General features: G+C 61.9%; 16 protein-coding genes. 8 read left to right on the forward strand and 8 right to left on the reverse strand.

Annotated elements, in window-relative coordinates:
• Positions 1-137: 137 nt before the first annotated feature.
• From nrfD to NTZ43_04190, 8 genes are all read right to left on the reverse strand, one after another.
• On the reverse strand, positions 138-584 hold the full coding sequence (gene nrfD / locus NTZ43_04155) for a polysulfide reductase NrfD (GenBank protein MCX5766404.1): 447 nt from the start codon (positions 582-584) through the stop codon (positions 138-140).
• Between the two features lie 2 nt (positions 585-586).
• On the reverse strand, positions 587-1411 hold the full coding sequence (locus NTZ43_04160) for a 4Fe-4S dicluster domain-containing protein (GenBank protein MCX5766405.1): 825 nt from the start codon (positions 1409-1411) through the stop codon (positions 587-589).
• Positions 1408-1926 carry a hypothetical protein gene (locus NTZ43_04165; GenBank protein MCX5766406.1) on the reverse strand — a complete coding sequence of 173 codons (519 nt, stop codon included), beginning with the start codon at positions 1924-1926 and terminating at the stop codon, positions 1408-1410. The genes NTZ43_04160 and NTZ43_04165 overlap by 4 nt, the downstream gene beginning before the upstream one ends.
• A gap of 101 nt (positions 1927-2027) precedes the next feature.
• Entirely contained in the window at positions 2028-4349 is a 2322-nt protein-coding gene (locus tag NTZ43_04170) for an MtrB/PioB family outer membrane beta-barrel protein (GenBank protein MCX5766407.1), read from the reverse strand.
• Positions 4350-4373: 24 nt separating this feature from the next.
• Positions 4374-5297 carry a DmsE family decaheme c-type cytochrome gene (locus tag NTZ43_04175; protein ID MCX5766408.1) on the reverse strand — a complete coding sequence of 308 codons (924 nt, stop codon included), beginning with the start codon at positions 5295-5297 and terminating at the stop codon, positions 4374-4376.
• Between the two features lie 60 nt (positions 5298-5357).
• A complete protein-coding gene (locus NTZ43_04180; GenBank protein MCX5766409.1) occupies positions 5358-5690 on the reverse strand; it encodes a c-type cytochrome in 333 nt (110 codons plus the stop codon).
• A gap of 3 nt (positions 5691-5693) precedes the next feature.
• Positions 5694-7178, reverse strand: a complete 1485-nt coding sequence (locus tag NTZ43_04185) for a cytochrome b N-terminal domain-containing protein (GenBank protein ID MCX5766410.1) — start codon at positions 7176-7178, stop codon at positions 5694-5696.
• A gap of 2 nt (positions 7179-7180) precedes the next feature.
• Positions 7181-7747 (reverse strand): ubiquinol-cytochrome c reductase iron-sulfur subunit, encoded by a 567-nt coding sequence (locus NTZ43_04190; protein MCX5766411.1) that lies wholly within the window; start codon positions 7745-7747, stop codon positions 7181-7183.
• Positions 7748-8104: 357 nt separating this feature from the next.
• Between NTZ43_04190 and NTZ43_04195 the strand changes: the two genes are divergently transcribed.
• From NTZ43_04195 to NTZ43_04230, 8 genes are all read left to right on the forward strand, one after another.
• Positions 8105-9982: an ATP-binding protein gene (locus NTZ43_04195; protein ID MCX5766412.1), complete on the forward strand. Its 1878-nt coding sequence runs from the start codon at positions 8105-8107 to the stop codon at positions 9980-9982.
• Positions 9979-11343, forward strand: coding sequence for a sigma-54 dependent transcriptional regulator (locus NTZ43_04200; GenBank protein MCX5766413.1), 1365 nt, complete (start codon positions 9979-9981; stop codon positions 11341-11343). Before NTZ43_04195 ends, NTZ43_04200 begins: the two co-directional genes overlap by 4 nt.
• Positions 11344-11421: 78 nt before the next feature.
• Positions 11422-11832 (forward strand): cobalamin B12-binding domain-containing protein, encoded by a 411-nt coding sequence (locus tag NTZ43_04205; GenBank protein ID MCX5766414.1) that lies wholly within the window; start codon positions 11422-11424, stop codon positions 11830-11832.
• The gene (locus tag NTZ43_04210) at positions 11829-13454 is read left to right on the forward strand and encodes an acyl-CoA carboxylase subunit beta (GenBank protein MCX5766415.1); all 1626 of its coding nucleotides are present in this window, start codon (positions 11829-11831) and stop codon (positions 13452-13454) included. Before NTZ43_04205 ends, NTZ43_04210 begins: the two co-directional genes overlap by 4 nt.
• A complete protein-coding gene (locus NTZ43_04215; protein ID MCX5766416.1) occupies positions 13451-14824 on the forward strand; it encodes a DUF1446 domain-containing protein in 1374 nt (457 codons plus the stop codon). Before NTZ43_04210 ends, NTZ43_04215 begins: the two co-directional genes overlap by 4 nt.
• Positions 14821-15180, forward strand: coding sequence for a hypothetical protein (locus NTZ43_04220; GenBank protein ID MCX5766417.1), 360 nt, complete (start codon positions 14821-14823; stop codon positions 15178-15180). The genes NTZ43_04215 and NTZ43_04220 overlap by 4 nt, the downstream gene beginning before the upstream one ends.
• Positions 15177-16250, forward strand: coding sequence for a saccharopine dehydrogenase NADP-binding domain-containing protein (locus tag NTZ43_04225; protein MCX5766418.1), 1074 nt, complete (start codon positions 15177-15179; stop codon positions 16248-16250). Before NTZ43_04220 ends, NTZ43_04225 begins: the two co-directional genes overlap by 4 nt.
• Entirely contained in the window at positions 16247-16423 is a 177-nt protein-coding gene (locus tag NTZ43_04230; protein MCX5766419.1) for a hypothetical protein, read from the forward strand. The genes NTZ43_04225 and NTZ43_04230 overlap by 4 nt, the downstream gene beginning before the upstream one ends.
• Positions 16424-16480: the final 57 nt, after the last annotated feature.

The raw sequence follows: 16480 nt of genomic DNA on the forward strand, positions 1-16480 counted from the left end.
CGCGGGCCGACATCTTCGACTACATCGAGCGCTTCTACAATCCCACCCGGAGGCACTCGACCCTCGGCAACAAGAGCCCGATCAACTTCGAGCGGGCGGCAGTAGCTTAACTCCCTGTCTACCGAACCCAGTGCATCTCAAACATCCATCACACCCAGTGCAAGCATCCAATACAGCGTCCGCATGGGAGCGGACTTGGCGTTGGTGGACAGATAGACGATGTCGGTACGGTAGAGCAGCCAAATCTCCACCGCGAGAATGAACATGTACGTCGTGTAGATAAACCCGAATCCCGCCATCGCCGACGTCAGATTGGGGGTAAACATGATGTTCAGCGCTCGCTCTGGGTGCCCGAGGTGCGTGAGCAAGGGGAGTGTAGCAAAGAGCAGGAAGGCCAGTGCCATGAGCATCGCAAAGCGACTGACCGGCTTCAGTTCCTCCTTTCCGAACACATGGTACAGCGAGGAGATAATAAACGCGCCGGCGACGATGCCCGTGATATATGGATACAGCACGATCATCGTCGTCCAATAGATGTGCGCCTGATTCGGCAGCACGTAGCCTTCGGTGATGTAGTGATGCATAGCTAGATCACATCCGAGTCGAGGCCGATGTAACGCGTGCGCGGATTGGTTCCGAGATACGACTTGAGCACTTGCACGCGGTTCGTGGCGAGAATCCGGCTGATCTCACTGTTCGGATCGTTTACATTGCCAAAGATGCGCGCTTCAGCGGGGCAGCACTCCACACAGGCCGGCTTGAGCCCCTTCGTTATGCGGTGATAGCACCAGGTGCACTTGTCGGCCGTGTTGGTCTCTGGGTTGAGAAAGCGCGACCCAAAGGGACAGGCCTGCACGCAGTACCCGCATCCCACGCAGCGCTGCGGATCCACAAGCACCACGCCCTCGGGTGTCTTGTACGACGCGCCGACCGGACACACCTGTATGCACGGAGTGTCGATGCAGTGATTGCACAGCTTCGGAACAAAGAACCCGCGGGAGGGCAGTTGGCCAATCTCTGCCGGTTGGTTGCGATCCGGAGCGTCGTCGGGGAAGCCGTTCTCACCGCCTTTGGGGGAGTTCACGACGACTTCGCCGTTCGGGTAGAACGTGTACTCCTCCACCCACGTGCGGCAAAATCCGTCCGGGACGTTGTTCTCCGCCTTGCAGGCGCGAACGCACGAGCCGCAGCCGATGCATTTGGTGGTGTCCACCACGAAGCCGTAGATCACCTCGGGCGCACGCTTCTTGCGTTTGGCAGGCGTTGTGCCAGGGGTGGCATCCTGCGGCAGACGCATCAACGCTGTGGTGACGAAGAGTCCGCCGAATACAAAGGTTTGGGCGCCCGTCGTAGCGACTTTCTCGAGAAAGGAGCGGCGGGTCAGGTCGCCGTCGCTCAACGGTTGTGTCATTTGACCACCGTCGTGTGTGGATTGTGGCAGTCGGTGCACTTGGACGCGGCCGTATATTTGCCGCCGGTCTCGATGATGTGCCGCTCGACGTTCTTGATGCTCTTGAGCGTGCTGGGCCGCTCAAATGTTTTGAGGTGACACCACTCGCACTCTTGCATGCCGCTGGTGACGCGGAGTGCTTTGGGATTCTTTTTGATTACGTCTGGATAGGCGTCCACGGAGTCTTCGCTCATGACTTTCACGTGGAGCAGGCCAGGGCCGTGGCAGTTCTCGCACTGCGGCGTATGATGCTTGCCTTTGGCCCAGGCGTCATTGATTTTGGCGTGGCAGTCGGAGCAGGCTTCGCTGCCGAGGTGGCGCGGTTCGCGCTTGGCGGCTTCAGGAATCGCGGAAGCCCGGAAGGGCCCTTGCGTACCAAAGTCTTTGGGCACCACTTGCGCGCGGGCGCCGAGAAACGCGATCACGACGATCGCGACGAGTCCGAAGAGTCGAACAAAGTGTCGTGCGTGCCCCATGAACTGCCCCTGGCAGAAAGGTGGCCGCAATTTGGCAGATCAGGGAAAAGCGACGGCGATGGAGCCAGTGACTCCATCGCCGCCTCTCCCCGATTACCACATCAGAACGTCGGTCGCCCAGTTTCGAGCGGGAGTGCCGACGGGTGCCAGCTGACCGTGAACGTCAGCCAGTTTGCGGTATACGGGTTGTAGTTGTTTCCGAGGAAGTGGTACTGACCGGTGTTGGTGCCAGAGGTGGCGCCAATGTTGCCGGGCAGGTTCCCCGAGAAGTTCGTGGCCACGGGACCACCGGCAAGCGTCGTCGTCGTAAAGACCGGCGCCAACGTGCGGAAGTCGTTCTGCTTGTAGGTCTCACCCTGATAGCGCAGCGTGAACGCCCAGTTCTCATCCATCCGGTAACGGAGGGCGAGGGCCATCGGCTGGAGCTTCTGGGTAACCTCCGGCCAATCCTCGGCCGTGGCAGTCAGGTTCTGCGCGGCCGTGCCACCCGTGGGTGCCGCCGCATTGCGGTTGTACACCCAGAAGTGTCCTTCCGTGCTCGACGCGCTGGCGGTCATGTCCAACACGTCCGGAATCAACACCGCGTTGACGCTGACGAACGACGTCGTGCTCTTGTCGCTGTTCGTGTTCGTCCACTTGTACGTGGGGTTGTCATACGTGGCAGAGCCCACCGCGCCCGTGCGGAGGCGCATGTTCAGGATGTTGTCGATGTTTTCATTGGAGTATCCCACGCTCACGCCGACGCGTTTGTTGGGGGTCCAGTCGACATCCACGCCCGTCATCGTGCTCTTGTCGCTCGCCGTGCCGTACTGCGCGCCGGGGAACTGATCGTCACCCGTCTGGTAGGTGAGCGCAACCGTAAGCTCGTCAATCGGTGTCACCGTCGCCAAGAAGTTGAGGCGCTTGCGGTCACGGTTGGAGATGTCGAAGCGGCGAAAGCCCAGGATTTCCGTGCCGGATTCCGTATACCACCCGTACCGGCGCTCGCCAGCCGAGTAGCTCGCGTGCAGCGAGATCCAATCCAAACCGTTGTAGTCAAGGCTGATGCGCGGTGTTTTTTCACGCGTTGTCTGCGCATTGCGCTCTTCCACGCTCCGGTTCCAGTCTTCCACCGAGTACCCAACGGCCAACGCGAGCGACCGTACCAACTCGTACGTGGCGCTCACTTCCGTGTTGATCTTGTTGTACGGCACGACTTCGGTGTACAGCGAGTCTCCGAGCGCAATGCTGCGATCGCTCACGACCATCGCCTTGATATGGAACTGGGCGGTGGAGTTGTCGTAGCTGTGGTTCCGGTACCGTGCCGCCAACGTCAGGCCCGCAAACGGCCGGCTCGTCGCCGAGAAGTTGACGGTGGACTGCTTCACCTTGCCGTCGAGGCTCGCTCGGGCGTTCGAGACCAAGCCATAGTTCACGTTGGACTTCAACGAGTCGTTGTTGGTCTGGGCAAAGAACGGATCGTTCTGGTACTGCCAGCTCCCCGACACCGACCCCGTGACGCGCGTTTTGTACGGGAGCGAGATAGCACCCACGATCGTGGCCGCATGCGCCGTGTTGTCTGGCGCAAGTGATACGAGTGAGCTGGCCGCGCCGAGGGTCGGCGAACTCAGGGCCTGCATCGGGTTGTCTACCATCACCGACTTCACCGCGTTCTGGAACCGCGAGTAGTCGTATGAGACGGTGAACTGATAGCTCTTGATCACCTTGCCGAGGATGCCGTCTGGCCCCTTGGCAGAGGTGAACGACTGCGCGAGGCGAATGTCGCTCGTGGTCTGGTCAATTGGCGAAACAAACTCGCGCTGCGGCCCGCTGGAGCCATTGAAGCTGATCGATTGCGGGATGCCGCCCTTCTTGGCCGTGTGGATGTACTCAGCCTTGAAGTCGAGAGCGGACGTCGGCGTAATTCCAAGCGACATCTTCATGGGATCCCACACCGAGCGGACGTTCCCGATGTACGGCGCATTGCGCCACGCGGTCGAATCGGGACGCGGGACCGGCAGGGTATTGAAGCCGGGGACAACGTTCTCGGCGCCTGGCGAACGGGCGTCCGACGAATACAGGTGCTGGAAGCGGCTCCAGCTCAGGTCAAAATCGTAAAGGCCCGGGCGCTTGGCTTGCAACCAGAGGTTCTGGTCGGTGTCGCCGGGGCGCCGGTAGGTGAGTTGATACGTGCCGAAACTGTCGGCTGGCGTATAGATGAGTTTGAGGCGCTCTAAGAGCATGCCCGCGGGTAGCGAGCGATACTCCTCGAACTTGCCTCGATCTAAAGCCGACGGTTCCGTGGTGAACGTTCGTACGCCCACCTCGGCTGCGGCTGAAACGCTCCCGCTCTTGGGCGACGCCTGTCCGGAGCCTGTCGAGGGAATCCCCAGGACCACTCCGCAGGCGACGACGCACGCGGTCAATGTCTGAAAATGACGCATCGTTGGTTTCCTTTGCGAGTAGCGTCAGCGAGTGAAGAAGGCGCCGGCGGGATGATTCGAACCGTGGATGTTCAGGTGGCAGTTGCTGCAACCTTTGTTGTAGGCGAAGCGGGACGTGGCCTGATCGGTCGCCTTTGCGAGTGAGCCGCCGTGCGCGGTGGGATGGCACTGCTGGCACAGACGAGGACGCGACACCTTGAGCATCTTTTCCTTGTTGCTGCCGTGCGAGTCGTGACAGTTGGCACAGCTCTCAATCACCGGCGTGTGCTCCCAGAGGAACGGACCACGCTTCTCCTGGTGACAGCTGAAGCACGTTTCCGCCACGGTCACGCCATTCAAGAGCTTGTCATTGGCGGAGCCATGCGGATTGTGGCAGCTGGTGCATTCCATTTTCTTTTCGCCGAGCGGCATGTGCGAATACTTGGCGATGGCCGCCTTCTTCTGCGCGTGACAGGTGCCGCAGGTGGCCGCGACGGTCGACTTCTTGAGTGCGCCACGCTCCGACTCGTGATGCATCACGGCGTGACAATCCGTGCACGCCACGTTCCGCGCTTCGTGCGCGCTGCCTTTCCACAGCGTCCGCGCGGTCTTCTCATGGCACTGCAGACACACGGCGTTGCGATCGGCAACCGTGGTCGTGGTCTTGCGGCTGTAGGTGATCATCTCACCCTTTTCTTCGCCGCCGGAGTTCGCGTGCGTCTTGCTCGGGCCGTGGCACGATTCGCAGCCCTTCTTCTCATGCTCGGTGCGGGGGCGACCCATCAAGAGCTGCCCTTTGCCAGACTCGAGAAACGGTGTGGCCATTTTCTTGTGGCACTCAATGCACGATTCGTTGCCGGCATAGCCCGCCGCCGGCTTTTGCGCGTGCGCCGCCGACGGCAACACGGCGACCGCCAATGCGGTCACCGCAATCGCCACGCCACGGAACAGATGTTGTATCGCTGTCATTTCACTTCCTCTGGCCGCCCACGGTTGGGGCGGCGCGTCGGGGTAGGGTAATAGCCAGAATTACGGCTTGGCCTTCGCGGCGAGCTCGTGCACGTACTTCGACACAGCGGCCATTTCCTCTGGCTTCATCTTGTCCTTGAACGACTTCATGTCTTCGCTCTTCCCCTTCTGCAGCACCTTCACCACGGAATCCTCGGTCCGCTTGGCCATAAATTCCGCGTCAAACTTTTTGATCTTTTCGAACTTCTTGATCATCGTCTGCGGCGGCGATCCGATTACCCCGTGGCACTTCTTGCAAAACTCGTCGTAAAGCGCCTTGCCGTCGGGGGCCTGCGCGGCCGCGCTGGTTGTGAGAGCCGTGGCGAGGATGCCAACCATCAGGAAAGCACGCATGGGTTACTCCTTGGATTTGGGCGCAGGTGGAAACGTGTCAACAAACTCGGGCTTCTTGAGATCGCCATTGGGACCGCGCAACGTCACGAGATAGCGCGTCATCTCCTCGATCTCCTGGTGGGACAACGTCGGCGGGCCAAAGCTCGGCATCTTCGTTTCCGGGTGGAACCGCAGCGGGTTCTCGAGGAACGAGTGGAGCCAAGCGCCCGAGTGCTTCAAGCCAACTTCGGTGAGCGGCGGCGCGTCTTCCTTGGTTCCGCCACCCTTGCCGCCAATCGCGTGACAACTCCCGCAGCCTTGCGCCGAATACAGCGCGCGGCCGGCTCGTTGTACATTGCTCAACGGACGTCCCGTTTCTGCTGCCACTGCTTCCGCACTGTCTTCAGCCATGGAAGCGCCGACGAGCAACACGCAGCTGCCCGCAATCGCCAGCAGTGAGGCGCGGGCCAACGGACGCTTCGAGAACGATCGCGTGCTCTTGCGATCGAAGAACGGCAGCAGCACGAGCACGATCACCAGCACCGCGGGGATGCCCACCGCGACAAAGCTTTCCATCGAACCGGGGACCAGTTTCAGCAACTGGAAGAACGGTAGGAAATACCATTCGGGACGCGGCACATACGAGCTGTCCGTAGGATCGGCCGGCGGCTCGAGTCCCGCACCAAAGCTGCGGGCCAGTTGCAGCAGGATCAGCACGATCGCCGCACCCATGACCACATCTTTCGTCGTGATGTCGGGCCAGAACGGGACGCCAGCGCCCTTGCTGCGCTCGTACGCCTTCTTATAGAAGGCGGAATACTCGGCATCGCTGGTACGCGTCGGCGCATCGGCGTCGAGCGCCTTCGTGCGCGGCGCAATGCCCTGGCGCACGATGATAGCCAGGTGCAGGAGCACGGCAATGAAGAGCATCAGCGGAAGCAACAGCACGTGGAGTGCGTAGAACCGCGCCAACGTGGCGGCGCCGAGTTGGCTGCCACCGCGGAGCAAACGCACCATAATCCCGCCGACAATCGGCGCGGTGCCGGCGATGTTCGTGCCCACCTGTGTCGCCCAGTACGCCTTCTGGTCCCACGGCAGCAGATAGCCAGTAAAGCCGAAGCCGAGGACGATGAAGAGCAACACCACACCAATCAGCCAGTTGATCTCGCGCGGATACTTGTACGCGCCCATCACGAACACGCGGGTCATGTGCGCCAGCACCAACACCACCATCGCCGACGCGCCCCAGTGGTGAATGCCACGGAGCGTGCTCCCGCTCACGACCTGATCCTGCAAATACCGGATGCTGTCGTACGCGTGGTCGGGCGACGGCGAGTAGTACATCGCCAGCACAATCCCGGTCACCACTTGCACCGCGAACACCGTCAACGATGCGCTGCCGAGCGTGTGGAACCAGGTCAGTCCGCCGGGCATCTTGCGGTCGAGCAACGCCTTGCGCACGCCAACGAGGTCCACCCGCTCGTCGATCCATTTGAATGGGGAGGCCATGATTACGACACCACCCGCTCGGCAATGCCGAGGCGGAAGTCGCGGTACCGCACATACACGGCGCTCTCGCGCACTTCAACTTCCAGCTCATCCAGCGGGCGCGGCGGCGGGCCGTCCATCACCTTGCCGGTCTTGATGTCAAACTGGCCGCGATGGCACGGGCAGTAGAACGCTTTCTTTTCCTTGTCGTGGACGTAGGAGCAACCGAGGTGCGTGCACTTGGCGTTGTACGCTTTGAATTTTTCGCCATCTTCGGTGAAGAGCCATACACCGTTCAGCGTACGCGTCTCAATCCACGCGTCCTGGTCCGTTTTCACAAAGTTCACGCGCACGGGCTCGCCGACGTCAATCAATGCGACGTCATCCGCCACTTTGATCCAATCGTCAGTCGCCTTCTTCGGAAGCGCGGGAGAGACAAAGGCCCCTGCCGCCGGAACACCAACCGCCAAGGCGGTCAGGCCGGCGCTCACGGTGCTCACCTTGTGCAGGAACCCGCGACGATCGATGGTGCCGGTGTCCGGCGCCTCGCCTTCGGGTTGGAGCTTCTGGGTGGGAGTGGGCTCGTCCATATAGGTAGCGTCAATCCTGTAGAGGGTGTGGCATTCGCTCCGATTCACTGGTCGGCGCAATCTTTGTATGTGCAAGGTGCGAGCCGAACTCGGTATTTCTACGTAAGTTGAGCTACAGCAACTTGTTAGAGCTCATTGCTTGACACGTAACGCGAGAAGCCAAATGGGGGAAATCCCCCATCTTTAGCGGTGTTGTGCTAATATTTGTGGGGCATATCACCATGCGGCGGTGGCGTGCCGATACACGCAACTCCTTTGTAATCAGCGCGATACAGGCTTTGCGGTGCGAGGCTCTCATCTTGCAGTAGCTCTTCTTCGCGCTCACAATCGCAGGTCACTCCGTATCCCGGAGACTCGATGGCGTTGTCGCAACAGCCGGCACCACGCCCCACGTCGTGGGTGCATCGTGTGTACGGTCGCCTCAATCGGCGGCTGCTCGCGTGGTTCCTGCTGTTCTCGCTCCTTCCGGTCCTCGGCACCAACGCGGTCGGCTACGGCCGCAGCGCGACCATCATCACCTTGATCGTGGAGCGCTTTTTGGTGGCCTATGCGCGCCTCGAGGCACAGCACGTTGGGGACCGCATTCAGGAGCGCCTCAAAACGCTGCGCGCGATGGCGTCTGGCAATGAGACGTTGCTCGCCGGCGTGATGAACGTCAGCGGCAACGGAGGTCGCGCGTCCACCGGTGGAATCTCTGCGCTCGCGGCGTCCCCAGACGCCGTACAGCGCTACCTCGTACGGGCTCGGCAAGAGATGCGCGCCTTTGATGCGCTCGCCCTCTTTGCCGTGGACGGACGCATGGTGGCGGCGACCGATTCACTAATTGTGTGGGGAGCGCCACCCGTCGCGCATGTGCGCAGCGGATTCGCCGAGTTCGTGCAAGGGGGAGATGACGCCCCGGGAACGCTCGTGCTCCGGCTTATCGTGCCGATTTTGCGCGACGACTCGCTCCCCGTTGGCTATCTCGTGGCGTCGGTCCGACGGAGTTCCGCCGCAGCGTTTCTCCAACTTCCTGACTATCGAACCAGCGGTATCGAAGGAATTATTTTTGATGCCGAAGGGCATTCGATGATTTCAACGATGCCGCACGCCAATGTTGCCGAACGCTCCACGGTGTTTCACCCCGCACTGACGCCGTCATCCGAGGCGGTGAGTCGCTATTACGACGGCAACGGCCGTCAACGGATTGCCGCGGTCTCGGACATTCCGCAATCGTCTTGGTTCTTTGTTGCCGAGGTTTCGGCGGAAGATGCCCTTGCACCGCTGCGTCGCCTCGGTGGGCTCTCGCTGCTGCTCGAAGTGCTCCTCGCTGTGGTGCTCATTGCGACGGCCGTCGTTGTGGCGCGCGAGATTGTCGCCCCGGTGCAACGGTTGGCGGTAGCGGCACGCCGTGTGGCTGCTGGCGATCTTGCGGTGCGCATCCCTGTGCGCGGCCACGACGAAGTGTCGGAACTTGGACACGCGTTCAATGAAATGACGAGAGCCCTCGCCGACGCCACGGAACGTGTGGCCGAAATGCACCAACGCGAAATTGAGCGCGCCTCGCAGCTCGCGACGGTCGGCGAACTCGCCAGCGGTCTCGCGCACGAAATCAAGAATCCCGTCGTCAGCGTCACGAACGGATTGGACCTCGTGCGGCGCCGGCACGGCGACGACCCCGGGCTCCAGCCAATCTTCGATGAAATGGGGAAGCAGTTGCATCGTATTGAGGCCACCGTACACGATCTCTTGGCCTTCGCGCGCCCAGCGGCGCCGCGGCTCGGACAGGTGAACGCCAATGCCGTGGTGGCTCGCGCTGTGTTGCTCACGCAACCCGCCGCAGAGCAGGCCGGTGTGCGCATGGTCGTAGAGGCGGAGGCGGACGATCCGCAGTTGCAGGCCGATGAAGGGATGGTGTATCAAGCCCTCGTGAATCTCCTGATGAACGCCATGCAGGCCACTCCGGCAGACGGCTCGATTCGTATTGCGACGCGCATCGACGGACGTGATGTGCTCATTGACATCGCCGACACGGGCAAAGGCATTGCCGCGGCCGATCTCCAGCAGGTGTTCCGTCCGTTCTTCACCACACGACACAAGGGCACCGGACTCGGTCTCTCGATTACACGCGGTATCATCGAGCGCCACGGCGGCACCCTCACGATTGAAAGCGCCGAAGGGGTTGGCACAACCGTGCACATTCGGCTTCCCAAACGCATTGACGACTCCGCTCCCCCAGAGGCGACCCGTACATGATTAAGCCGCGCGTCCTCATTTGCGATGACGAAATGCTCATTCGACTCTGGCTCGGCGAGCATCTCGCCGAGGCGGGGTACAACACGGAAACAGTAGAAAACGGCAAGGAGTTGTTGGCGGCGTTTTCGCGTGAGCCGGCAGACCTCGTCTTGCTCGACCTTCGCTTGCCCGGTGAGACGGGGCTTGAGTTGTTGCCCAAACTCAAGGCCATGGACGCCACCTTGCCGGTGATCATGATGTCGGCGTACGGCGAGGTAGAAACGGCCGTGGCAGCGGTCCGTGCCGGGGCGTTTCATTTTCTCGAAAAACCCATCGCTCTCCCCGAACTCACGTTGTTGCTCGAGCAGGCGCTGGAAACGCGACGCCTTCGCTCCGACGTAGACCGGTACCGTGAAACCAATAGTTGGCAGTTCGCCGATGTCGCGCTCGTCGGTCGCTCGCCCGCGCTCCGCCGCATTGCGGAGACCATCGCGCGGGTCGGGAGCAAGGGAAGTGCGGTCAACATTCTCATTCGCGGTGAGAGTGGGACGGGCAAGGACGTTGTGGCGCGCGCCATTCACGCGCGCGGCCCTCGACGTTCGCAGCCTTTTATTAGTGTGAATTGCACGGCGATGCCCGAGCATCTTGTGGAGAGCGAACTCTTTGGCCACGAAGCGGGCGCGTACACGGACGCCAAGGAAGCCAAAAAAGGGCTGTTCGAACTCGCGGACCGCGGCACGCTGTTCCTCGACGAAATCGGCGATATGCCGCGCGCGCTGCAGGCCAAGCTGCTGCAGGTACTCGAGACGCATCGGTTCCGCCGCATCGGCGGCGTGCGCGATATCGAAGTGGATGTGCACGTGATCACGGCGACCAATCGGGACCTTGAGGCAGCGCAAAAAGCAGGGGACTTTCGTGAGGATTTGTTCTACCGCCTCAACGTGCTCCCAATCATGATGCCGCCGCTCCGCGAACGGCCGGAGGACATTCAGCCGCTCGCCACGCACTTTGGCGGGGTGCTCGCCCGCGAACTGGGACAGCCGGTGCGCGAGCTCGCTCCTGAAGTGGCGCGCGCCTTTGACCGGTACTCCTGGCCGGGAAATGCGCGGGAACTGCGGAATGTGCTCGAGCGCATCCTCCTCATCGAGGACGACACGATGGTGCGCCTCGAGCACCTGCCTCCCACGATCGCAGGGGTGGCGCCTACGAGACCGAACGCGTTGGTGCTTCCCGCCGAGGGGCTCGATCTCGACGAAACCGAGCGGGAGCTGATTGTGCAGTCCATGGCCCGGGCGGGCGGAAACAAGACAGCCGCCGCCCGTCTGCTAGGCCTCACCCGTGATACCATGCGCTACCGCCTTGAGAAGTTTGGTATCCAATAACCGCCACGAACCGATGGGTCCACTCCTTGGCAGTACTTCCATTGCCTGAGTGCGTGGCGACGACTTATTTGTATACATATGGAACGCCCAATTCGAGTACTCGTTGCCAAGCCCGGTCTTGACGGCCACGACCGCGGCGCCAAAGTTGTCGCCGCGGCCCTCCGTGACGCGGGCATGGAAGTCATCTATACCGGCCTGCATCAGACGCCGGAAATGATTGCCAGTGCGGCCGTCCAAGAGGATGTGGATGTGGTTGGCCTGTCGATTCTCTCTGGCGCGCACATGACGCTCTTTCCCCGCGTGAAAACACTGCTCGACGCGCAGGGGCGGAGTGACATCCTCGTCACCGGCGGCGGCATTATTCCCAAGGAAGACATGGATGCCCTTGCCGCACTCGGCATTGGCCCCCTGTTTGGACCAGGGACCTCCACGCAGGATCTCGTGGAATACATTCGAGGGTGGTTCGCCGCGCGACCGCAGGGCGTGTGACCACACGACTGCGCGATCTGAGCGACGCGACCCGCGCGCTTGAAGCCACGCTCCGCCTAGGCGGCGGACCGGAAAAGGCAGCGAAACAGCACCAACAGGGCAAGCTCACGGCTCGCGAGCGCGTGACGCAGCTGATGGACGCCGATTCACATTTTCTCGAAATCGGGTTGCTCGTCGCGCATGATCGCTACGACGGGCAAGCGCCTGGCGCCGGGGTCATTACGGGTGTCGCCATGGTCGCCGGACGTGAATGCGTGGTGGTGGCCAATGACGCCACCGTCAAAGCCGGAAGCTGGTGGCCAGAGACCATCACCAAGATTCTCCGCGCGCAGGAAGTGGCCATGCGTTGCCACATTCCCATTGTCTATCTCGTGGACTCCGCGGGCGTCAACCTCCCATATCAGGGCGGCGTCTTTCCAGGGCAGTACGGCGCCTCGCGCATTTTCTATTACAACTCACTCATGCGGCGCTACCTCAAAGTGCCGCAGATAGCCGCCGTTATGGGGCAGTGCGTCGCGGGCGGCGCATACCTGCCCGCGCTGTCCGACGTCATTCTTATGGTGAAGGGCACCAGCTTCATGGGACTCGGCGGACCGAATCTCGTGAAAGGCGCCACCGGTCAGACCATCGATGGCGAAACGCTCGGTGGCGCCGTGACCCACACCGAGATCAGTGGTGTGGCGCACTACGCGCTCGACAGCGATACCGACTGCTTGCGGAAAGTGCGCGAGCTGGTGGACCGGCTCCCGAAGGCGCGCGTCGCGGCGATGGAAGCGACCATTTCCAACGCCAAGGCGCCAACCACCGAGCCCGAACGGCTCTACGATTTACTGCCGCAGGATCACCGCATGTCGTATGACATGCATGAACTCCTTCGGTGCGTGTTGGACGATGGCGCGCTCGATGAATTTCAGCCGCAGCTCGCCAAGGAACTCATTTGTGGTGATGCGCGCATCAATGGCATCTCGGTGGGTGTCATTGCCAATCAACGCGGCCTCATCAAGGGTCGTGAAGGCGAACGGCCGCGTTTTGGCGGCATTGTGTACGCCGAGAGCGCGGAGAAGGCGGCGTTCTACATTGATCGCTGTAATCGGCAGGGACTCCCGCTGTTGTTCGTGCAGGACGTCTCGGGGTTTATGGTGGGTCCCGAGTCGGAGCACGAAGGCATCATTCGCGCCGGCGCTCGTTTTGTAGAAGCGATGGCAACGGTGATTGTGCCGAAGATTGTGCTCACGGTGAATCACGCCTCTGGCGCCGGCTACTACGCCATGGCGGGGCAGGGCTTTGACCCTGATTTCATTTTTTCCTGGCCGACCGGACGCATGGCGGTGATGGAGGGCGAGTCGGCCGTGCAAGCCGTGCACGGTCCGGCCATTGCTGCCGCCAAGAAAGCTGGGACCGCTGTCTCCGACGAGGTTGCGGCCTCTATGGCCGAAATGCGCGCGGATTATGAACACCAACTCGACGCCCGCTTTGCTGGGGCGCGTGGCTATATCGACGCTATCGTGTATCCCGAAGACACTCGCACCGCACTGACCATGGCACTGCGCAGCACGTTGCAAAATCCCGGCCCGCATCTTGGCCCCTTCGTGCTTCCGTCACGACTCGAGGTGGACGCATGACCGCGCCAAAGATTGTTCGCGTTGCTGGAGGACAGGGCTTTTGGGGTGACTCGCTGGACGCGCCGCGTCAGCAAGTCACACGCGGCCCCGTTGACTATCTCATGCTCGACTACCTCGCCGAAGTCACGATGTCCATTCTGCAAAAGCAGAAGGAACGCGACCCGAATATGGGGTACGCCCGCGATTTCATCGGCGCCATGGAGAGCGTCCTCGACGCCGTGGTCAACAACGGCGTCAAGGTGATCGCCAATGCTGGTGGCGTGAACCCGGAAGCGTGCGCCGCGGCGGTGCTCGAGATGGCCGCGGCGAAAGGTGCCGCTGGGAAACTCAAAATCGGTGTGATTACCGGCGACAATCTGCTCAGTCGCATTGACGAGCTCATTGCCTCTGGCCACGAACTGCGCAACATGGATACGGGCGAACCACTCTCCGTGGTGCGGGACCGCGTGGTGGCGGCGAATGCGTACATCGGGAGCACGCCCATCGTCGAGGCACTCGCCAAGGGCGCGAACGTCGTGATCGTCGGACGCTCGACCGATACCGCACTCACTATGGCGCCGCTGCGTCATGAGTTTGGATGGGGCGCTGAGGATTGGGATAAGCTTGCGGCCGGCATCATTGCCGGGCACATCATTGAGTGCGGGGCGCAATGTTCGGGTGGCAACTGCTTGCACGACTGGCGCTCCATTGAACACCTCGAAGACGTGGGCTATCCGATTGTCGAAGCCACTGCCGACGGCACCTTTGTGGTGACCAAGCACGCGGGCACTGGTGGGAAGGTGTCGGTGCCCACGGTGTCAGAACAGCTCGTGTATGAAATGGGCGATCCGCATTCCTACATCACGCCAGACGTTGTCGCGGACTTTTCCTCGATTCGCCTCTCGGCGGATGGTGAGAACCGCGTACGCGTTCATAGCATTGTGGGCCGACCGGCCACCGATAAACTCAAGGTGTCCATCGCCTACCGCGCGGGTTACAAGGCAGTCGGATCGCTGGTGTATTCGTGGCCGGACGCGCTCGAAAAGGCGCAGGCTGCTGAGCGTATTTTGCGTGAGCGACTCATTCGCCTTGGATTGCACTTTGAACACATCCTCACGGAGTTTGTTGGCGCCAACGCGACGCATGGGCGCCTCGCTGGACCTGACGCCGGCAAGGATGCTCCCGAGGTGCAATTCCGCATTGGTGTGCGCGACGCAGACAAAAAGAAGGTCGAGCGCTTTACCCGTGAAATCGCGCCGCTCGTGCTGAACGGGCCGCCGAGCGTGACGGGGTTCGCCGGTGGACGGCCGAAGGTTGAAGAGATCGTGGCCTACTGGCCGGCGTTGGTGGACAAGTCCGTCGTGCAGACGCACGTGGAGGTGATCTCATGAAGGTTCGTCTGCTCGACATCGCGCACGCACGTTCCGGCGACAAAGGCGACACGGCGAACGTCGGCCTCATCGCTCTGAAGCCGGAGTGGTATGCCGTCTTGGCTCAGCACGTGACACTCGATCGCGTGGTGGAGCATTTTCGCGGCGTCATCAATGGCGGCGTGGAACGATTTGAACTGCCCAACCTGCATGCCTTGAACTTTCTGCTGCATGGAGCGCTCGACGGTGGCGGTACGCTTTCGCTCAAGACGGATGCACAGGGGAAAGTGTATTCCACCGCCATGCTCCGTCTCGTGCTCGACATTCCCGACGCCGAGGCACGCGCGCTGAAGTTGCCCGCGTATCTCGGCGCGTGACGGTCGCAGGGGACGTGCTGATCTACGGCGCCAACGGCTATACGGGCCGGTTGATCGTCGAGGACGCGATTGCAAAGGGGCTACGTCCAATTCTTTCTGGACGTAATGCTGCTGAAGTGAACGCACTCGCGGCAGCGCATGGGCTGGACGCACGTCCCGCTTCACTCGATGACGCCGCGGCGCTCGACCGCGCATTGGCGGGATGCGCCGTGGTGATTCACTGTGCGGGGCCGTTCTCGCGCACCGCGCGTGCCATGGCGGACGCCTGCCTTCGCACGGGCACTCATTATCTCGACATCACCGGAGAAATCTCGGTGTTCGAGGGAATGGCGGCGCTGAACAAGGAAGCTGCCGCAGCGGGTGTCATGCTGATGCCAGGCGCGGGCTTTGATGTGGTGCCGAGTGATTGTCTGGCGGCCTTTCTCAAGTCGGCGCTTCCCGATGCCACCTCGCTGACGCTCGCGTTTACGGGAGGCACGGGGCTCTCGCGCGGAACCGCCACCACGATGATCGAGAATGTGTCGGAGGGCGGTGCCGTCCGTCGCGGAGGCAAGATTACCCGCGTGCCGTCGGCGTGGCGCGAACGCGATATCGACTTTGGCGATCGCGTGCGGCACGCCGTCACCATTCCATGGGGCGATGTGTCCACCGCTTGGCATAGCACCCGCATCCCCGACATCGAAGTCTTTACCGCAGCAACGCGCGGCACCGTGCGCGGCATGCGACTCACCCGCTACATCGGGTGGCTACTCGCCACGGCGCCGATGCAGCGCTGGCTCAAGGCGCGCATTCGCGCCGGCGCGGCAGGCCCCAACAGCACACAACGCTCGAAGGCCGTCGCGCGCTTGTGGGGTGAGGTGCGCAATGCCAGCGGCGCGTCGGTGCAGGCGCGGTTGCAGACGCCCGATGGCTACACGCTAACGGCGCTCACCGCGGTGGCTGCCGCGCAAAAGGTGATCGCGGGTGGGGCCGTGCCGGGATACCAAACACCATCCCGCGCATTCGGCGCCGATTTTATTCTCGAAATTCCGGGGACGGTGCGTACGCTGGTGCCCGCCGCAGCGCGGTGACCATGCGCCCGGCGACCGTCGCGAAGCTCGCGTTGGCTGGCGCGGGAGTGGCCGTCTTTTTGATTGGCGTTCGCGCAGACAGTTCCGTGCTCCGGTGGATCGGCACAGGGCTCGTCGCGGTGGCGTGGCTCCTGCGGTTCATCAAGGACGTGCCGCCGAGCAGCGACGCGTAGCGATATCGTGGAGCGTCAGAGGCGATGACGCTGGCTGCGCAGGGACCATCGCGACGC

The organism is Gemmatimonadota bacterium, from assembly GCA_026387915.1.
Taxonomy (GTDB): domain Bacteria; phylum Gemmatimonadota; class Gemmatimonadetes; order Gemmatimonadales; family Gemmatimonadaceae; genus Fen-1231.

Coding starts and splice junctions, on each gene's coding strand:
- nrfD (MCX5766404.1), bottom strand. CDS start 584: ATGCATCACTACATCACCGAAGGCTACGTGCTGCCGAATCAGGCGCAC.
- NTZ43_04160 (MCX5766405.1), bottom strand. CDS start 1,411: ATGACACAACCGTTGAGCGACGGCGACCTGACCCGCCGCTCCTTTCTC.
- NTZ43_04165 (MCX5766406.1), bottom strand. CDS start 1,926: ATGGGGCACGCACGACACTTTGTTCGACTCTTCGGACTCGTCGCGATC.
- NTZ43_04170 (MCX5766407.1), bottom strand. CDS start 4,349: ATGCGTCATTTTCAGACATTGACCGCGTGCGTCGTCGCCTGCGGAGTG.
- NTZ43_04175 (MCX5766408.1), bottom strand. CDS start 5,297: ATGACAGCGATACAACATCTGTTCCGTGGCGTGGCGATTGCGGTGACC.
- NTZ43_04180 (MCX5766409.1), bottom strand. CDS start 5,690: ATGCGTGCTTTCCTGATGGTTGGCATCCTCGCCACGGCTCTCACAACC.
- NTZ43_04185 (MCX5766410.1), bottom strand. CDS start 7,178: ATGGCCTCCCCATTCAAATGGATCGACGAGCGGGTGGACCTCGTTGGC.
- NTZ43_04190 (MCX5766411.1), bottom strand. CDS start 7,747: ATGGACGAGCCCACTCCCACCCAGAAGCTCCAACCCGAAGGCGAGGCG.
- NTZ43_04195 (MCX5766412.1), top strand. CDS start 8,105: ATGGCGTTGTCGCAACAGCCGGCACCACGCCCCACGTCGTGGGTGCAT.
- NTZ43_04200 (MCX5766413.1), top strand. CDS start 9,979: ATGATTAAGCCGCGCGTCCTCATTTGCGATGACGAAATGCTCATTCGA.
- NTZ43_04205 (MCX5766414.1), top strand. CDS start 11,422: ATGGAACGCCCAATTCGAGTACTCGTTGCCAAGCCCGGTCTTGACGGC.
- NTZ43_04215 (MCX5766416.1), top strand. CDS start 13,451: ATGACCGCGCCAAAGATTGTTCGCGTTGCTGGAGGACAGGGCTTTTGG.
- NTZ43_04220 (MCX5766417.1), top strand. CDS start 14,821: ATGAAGGTTCGTCTGCTCGACATCGCGCACGCACGTTCCGGCGACAAA.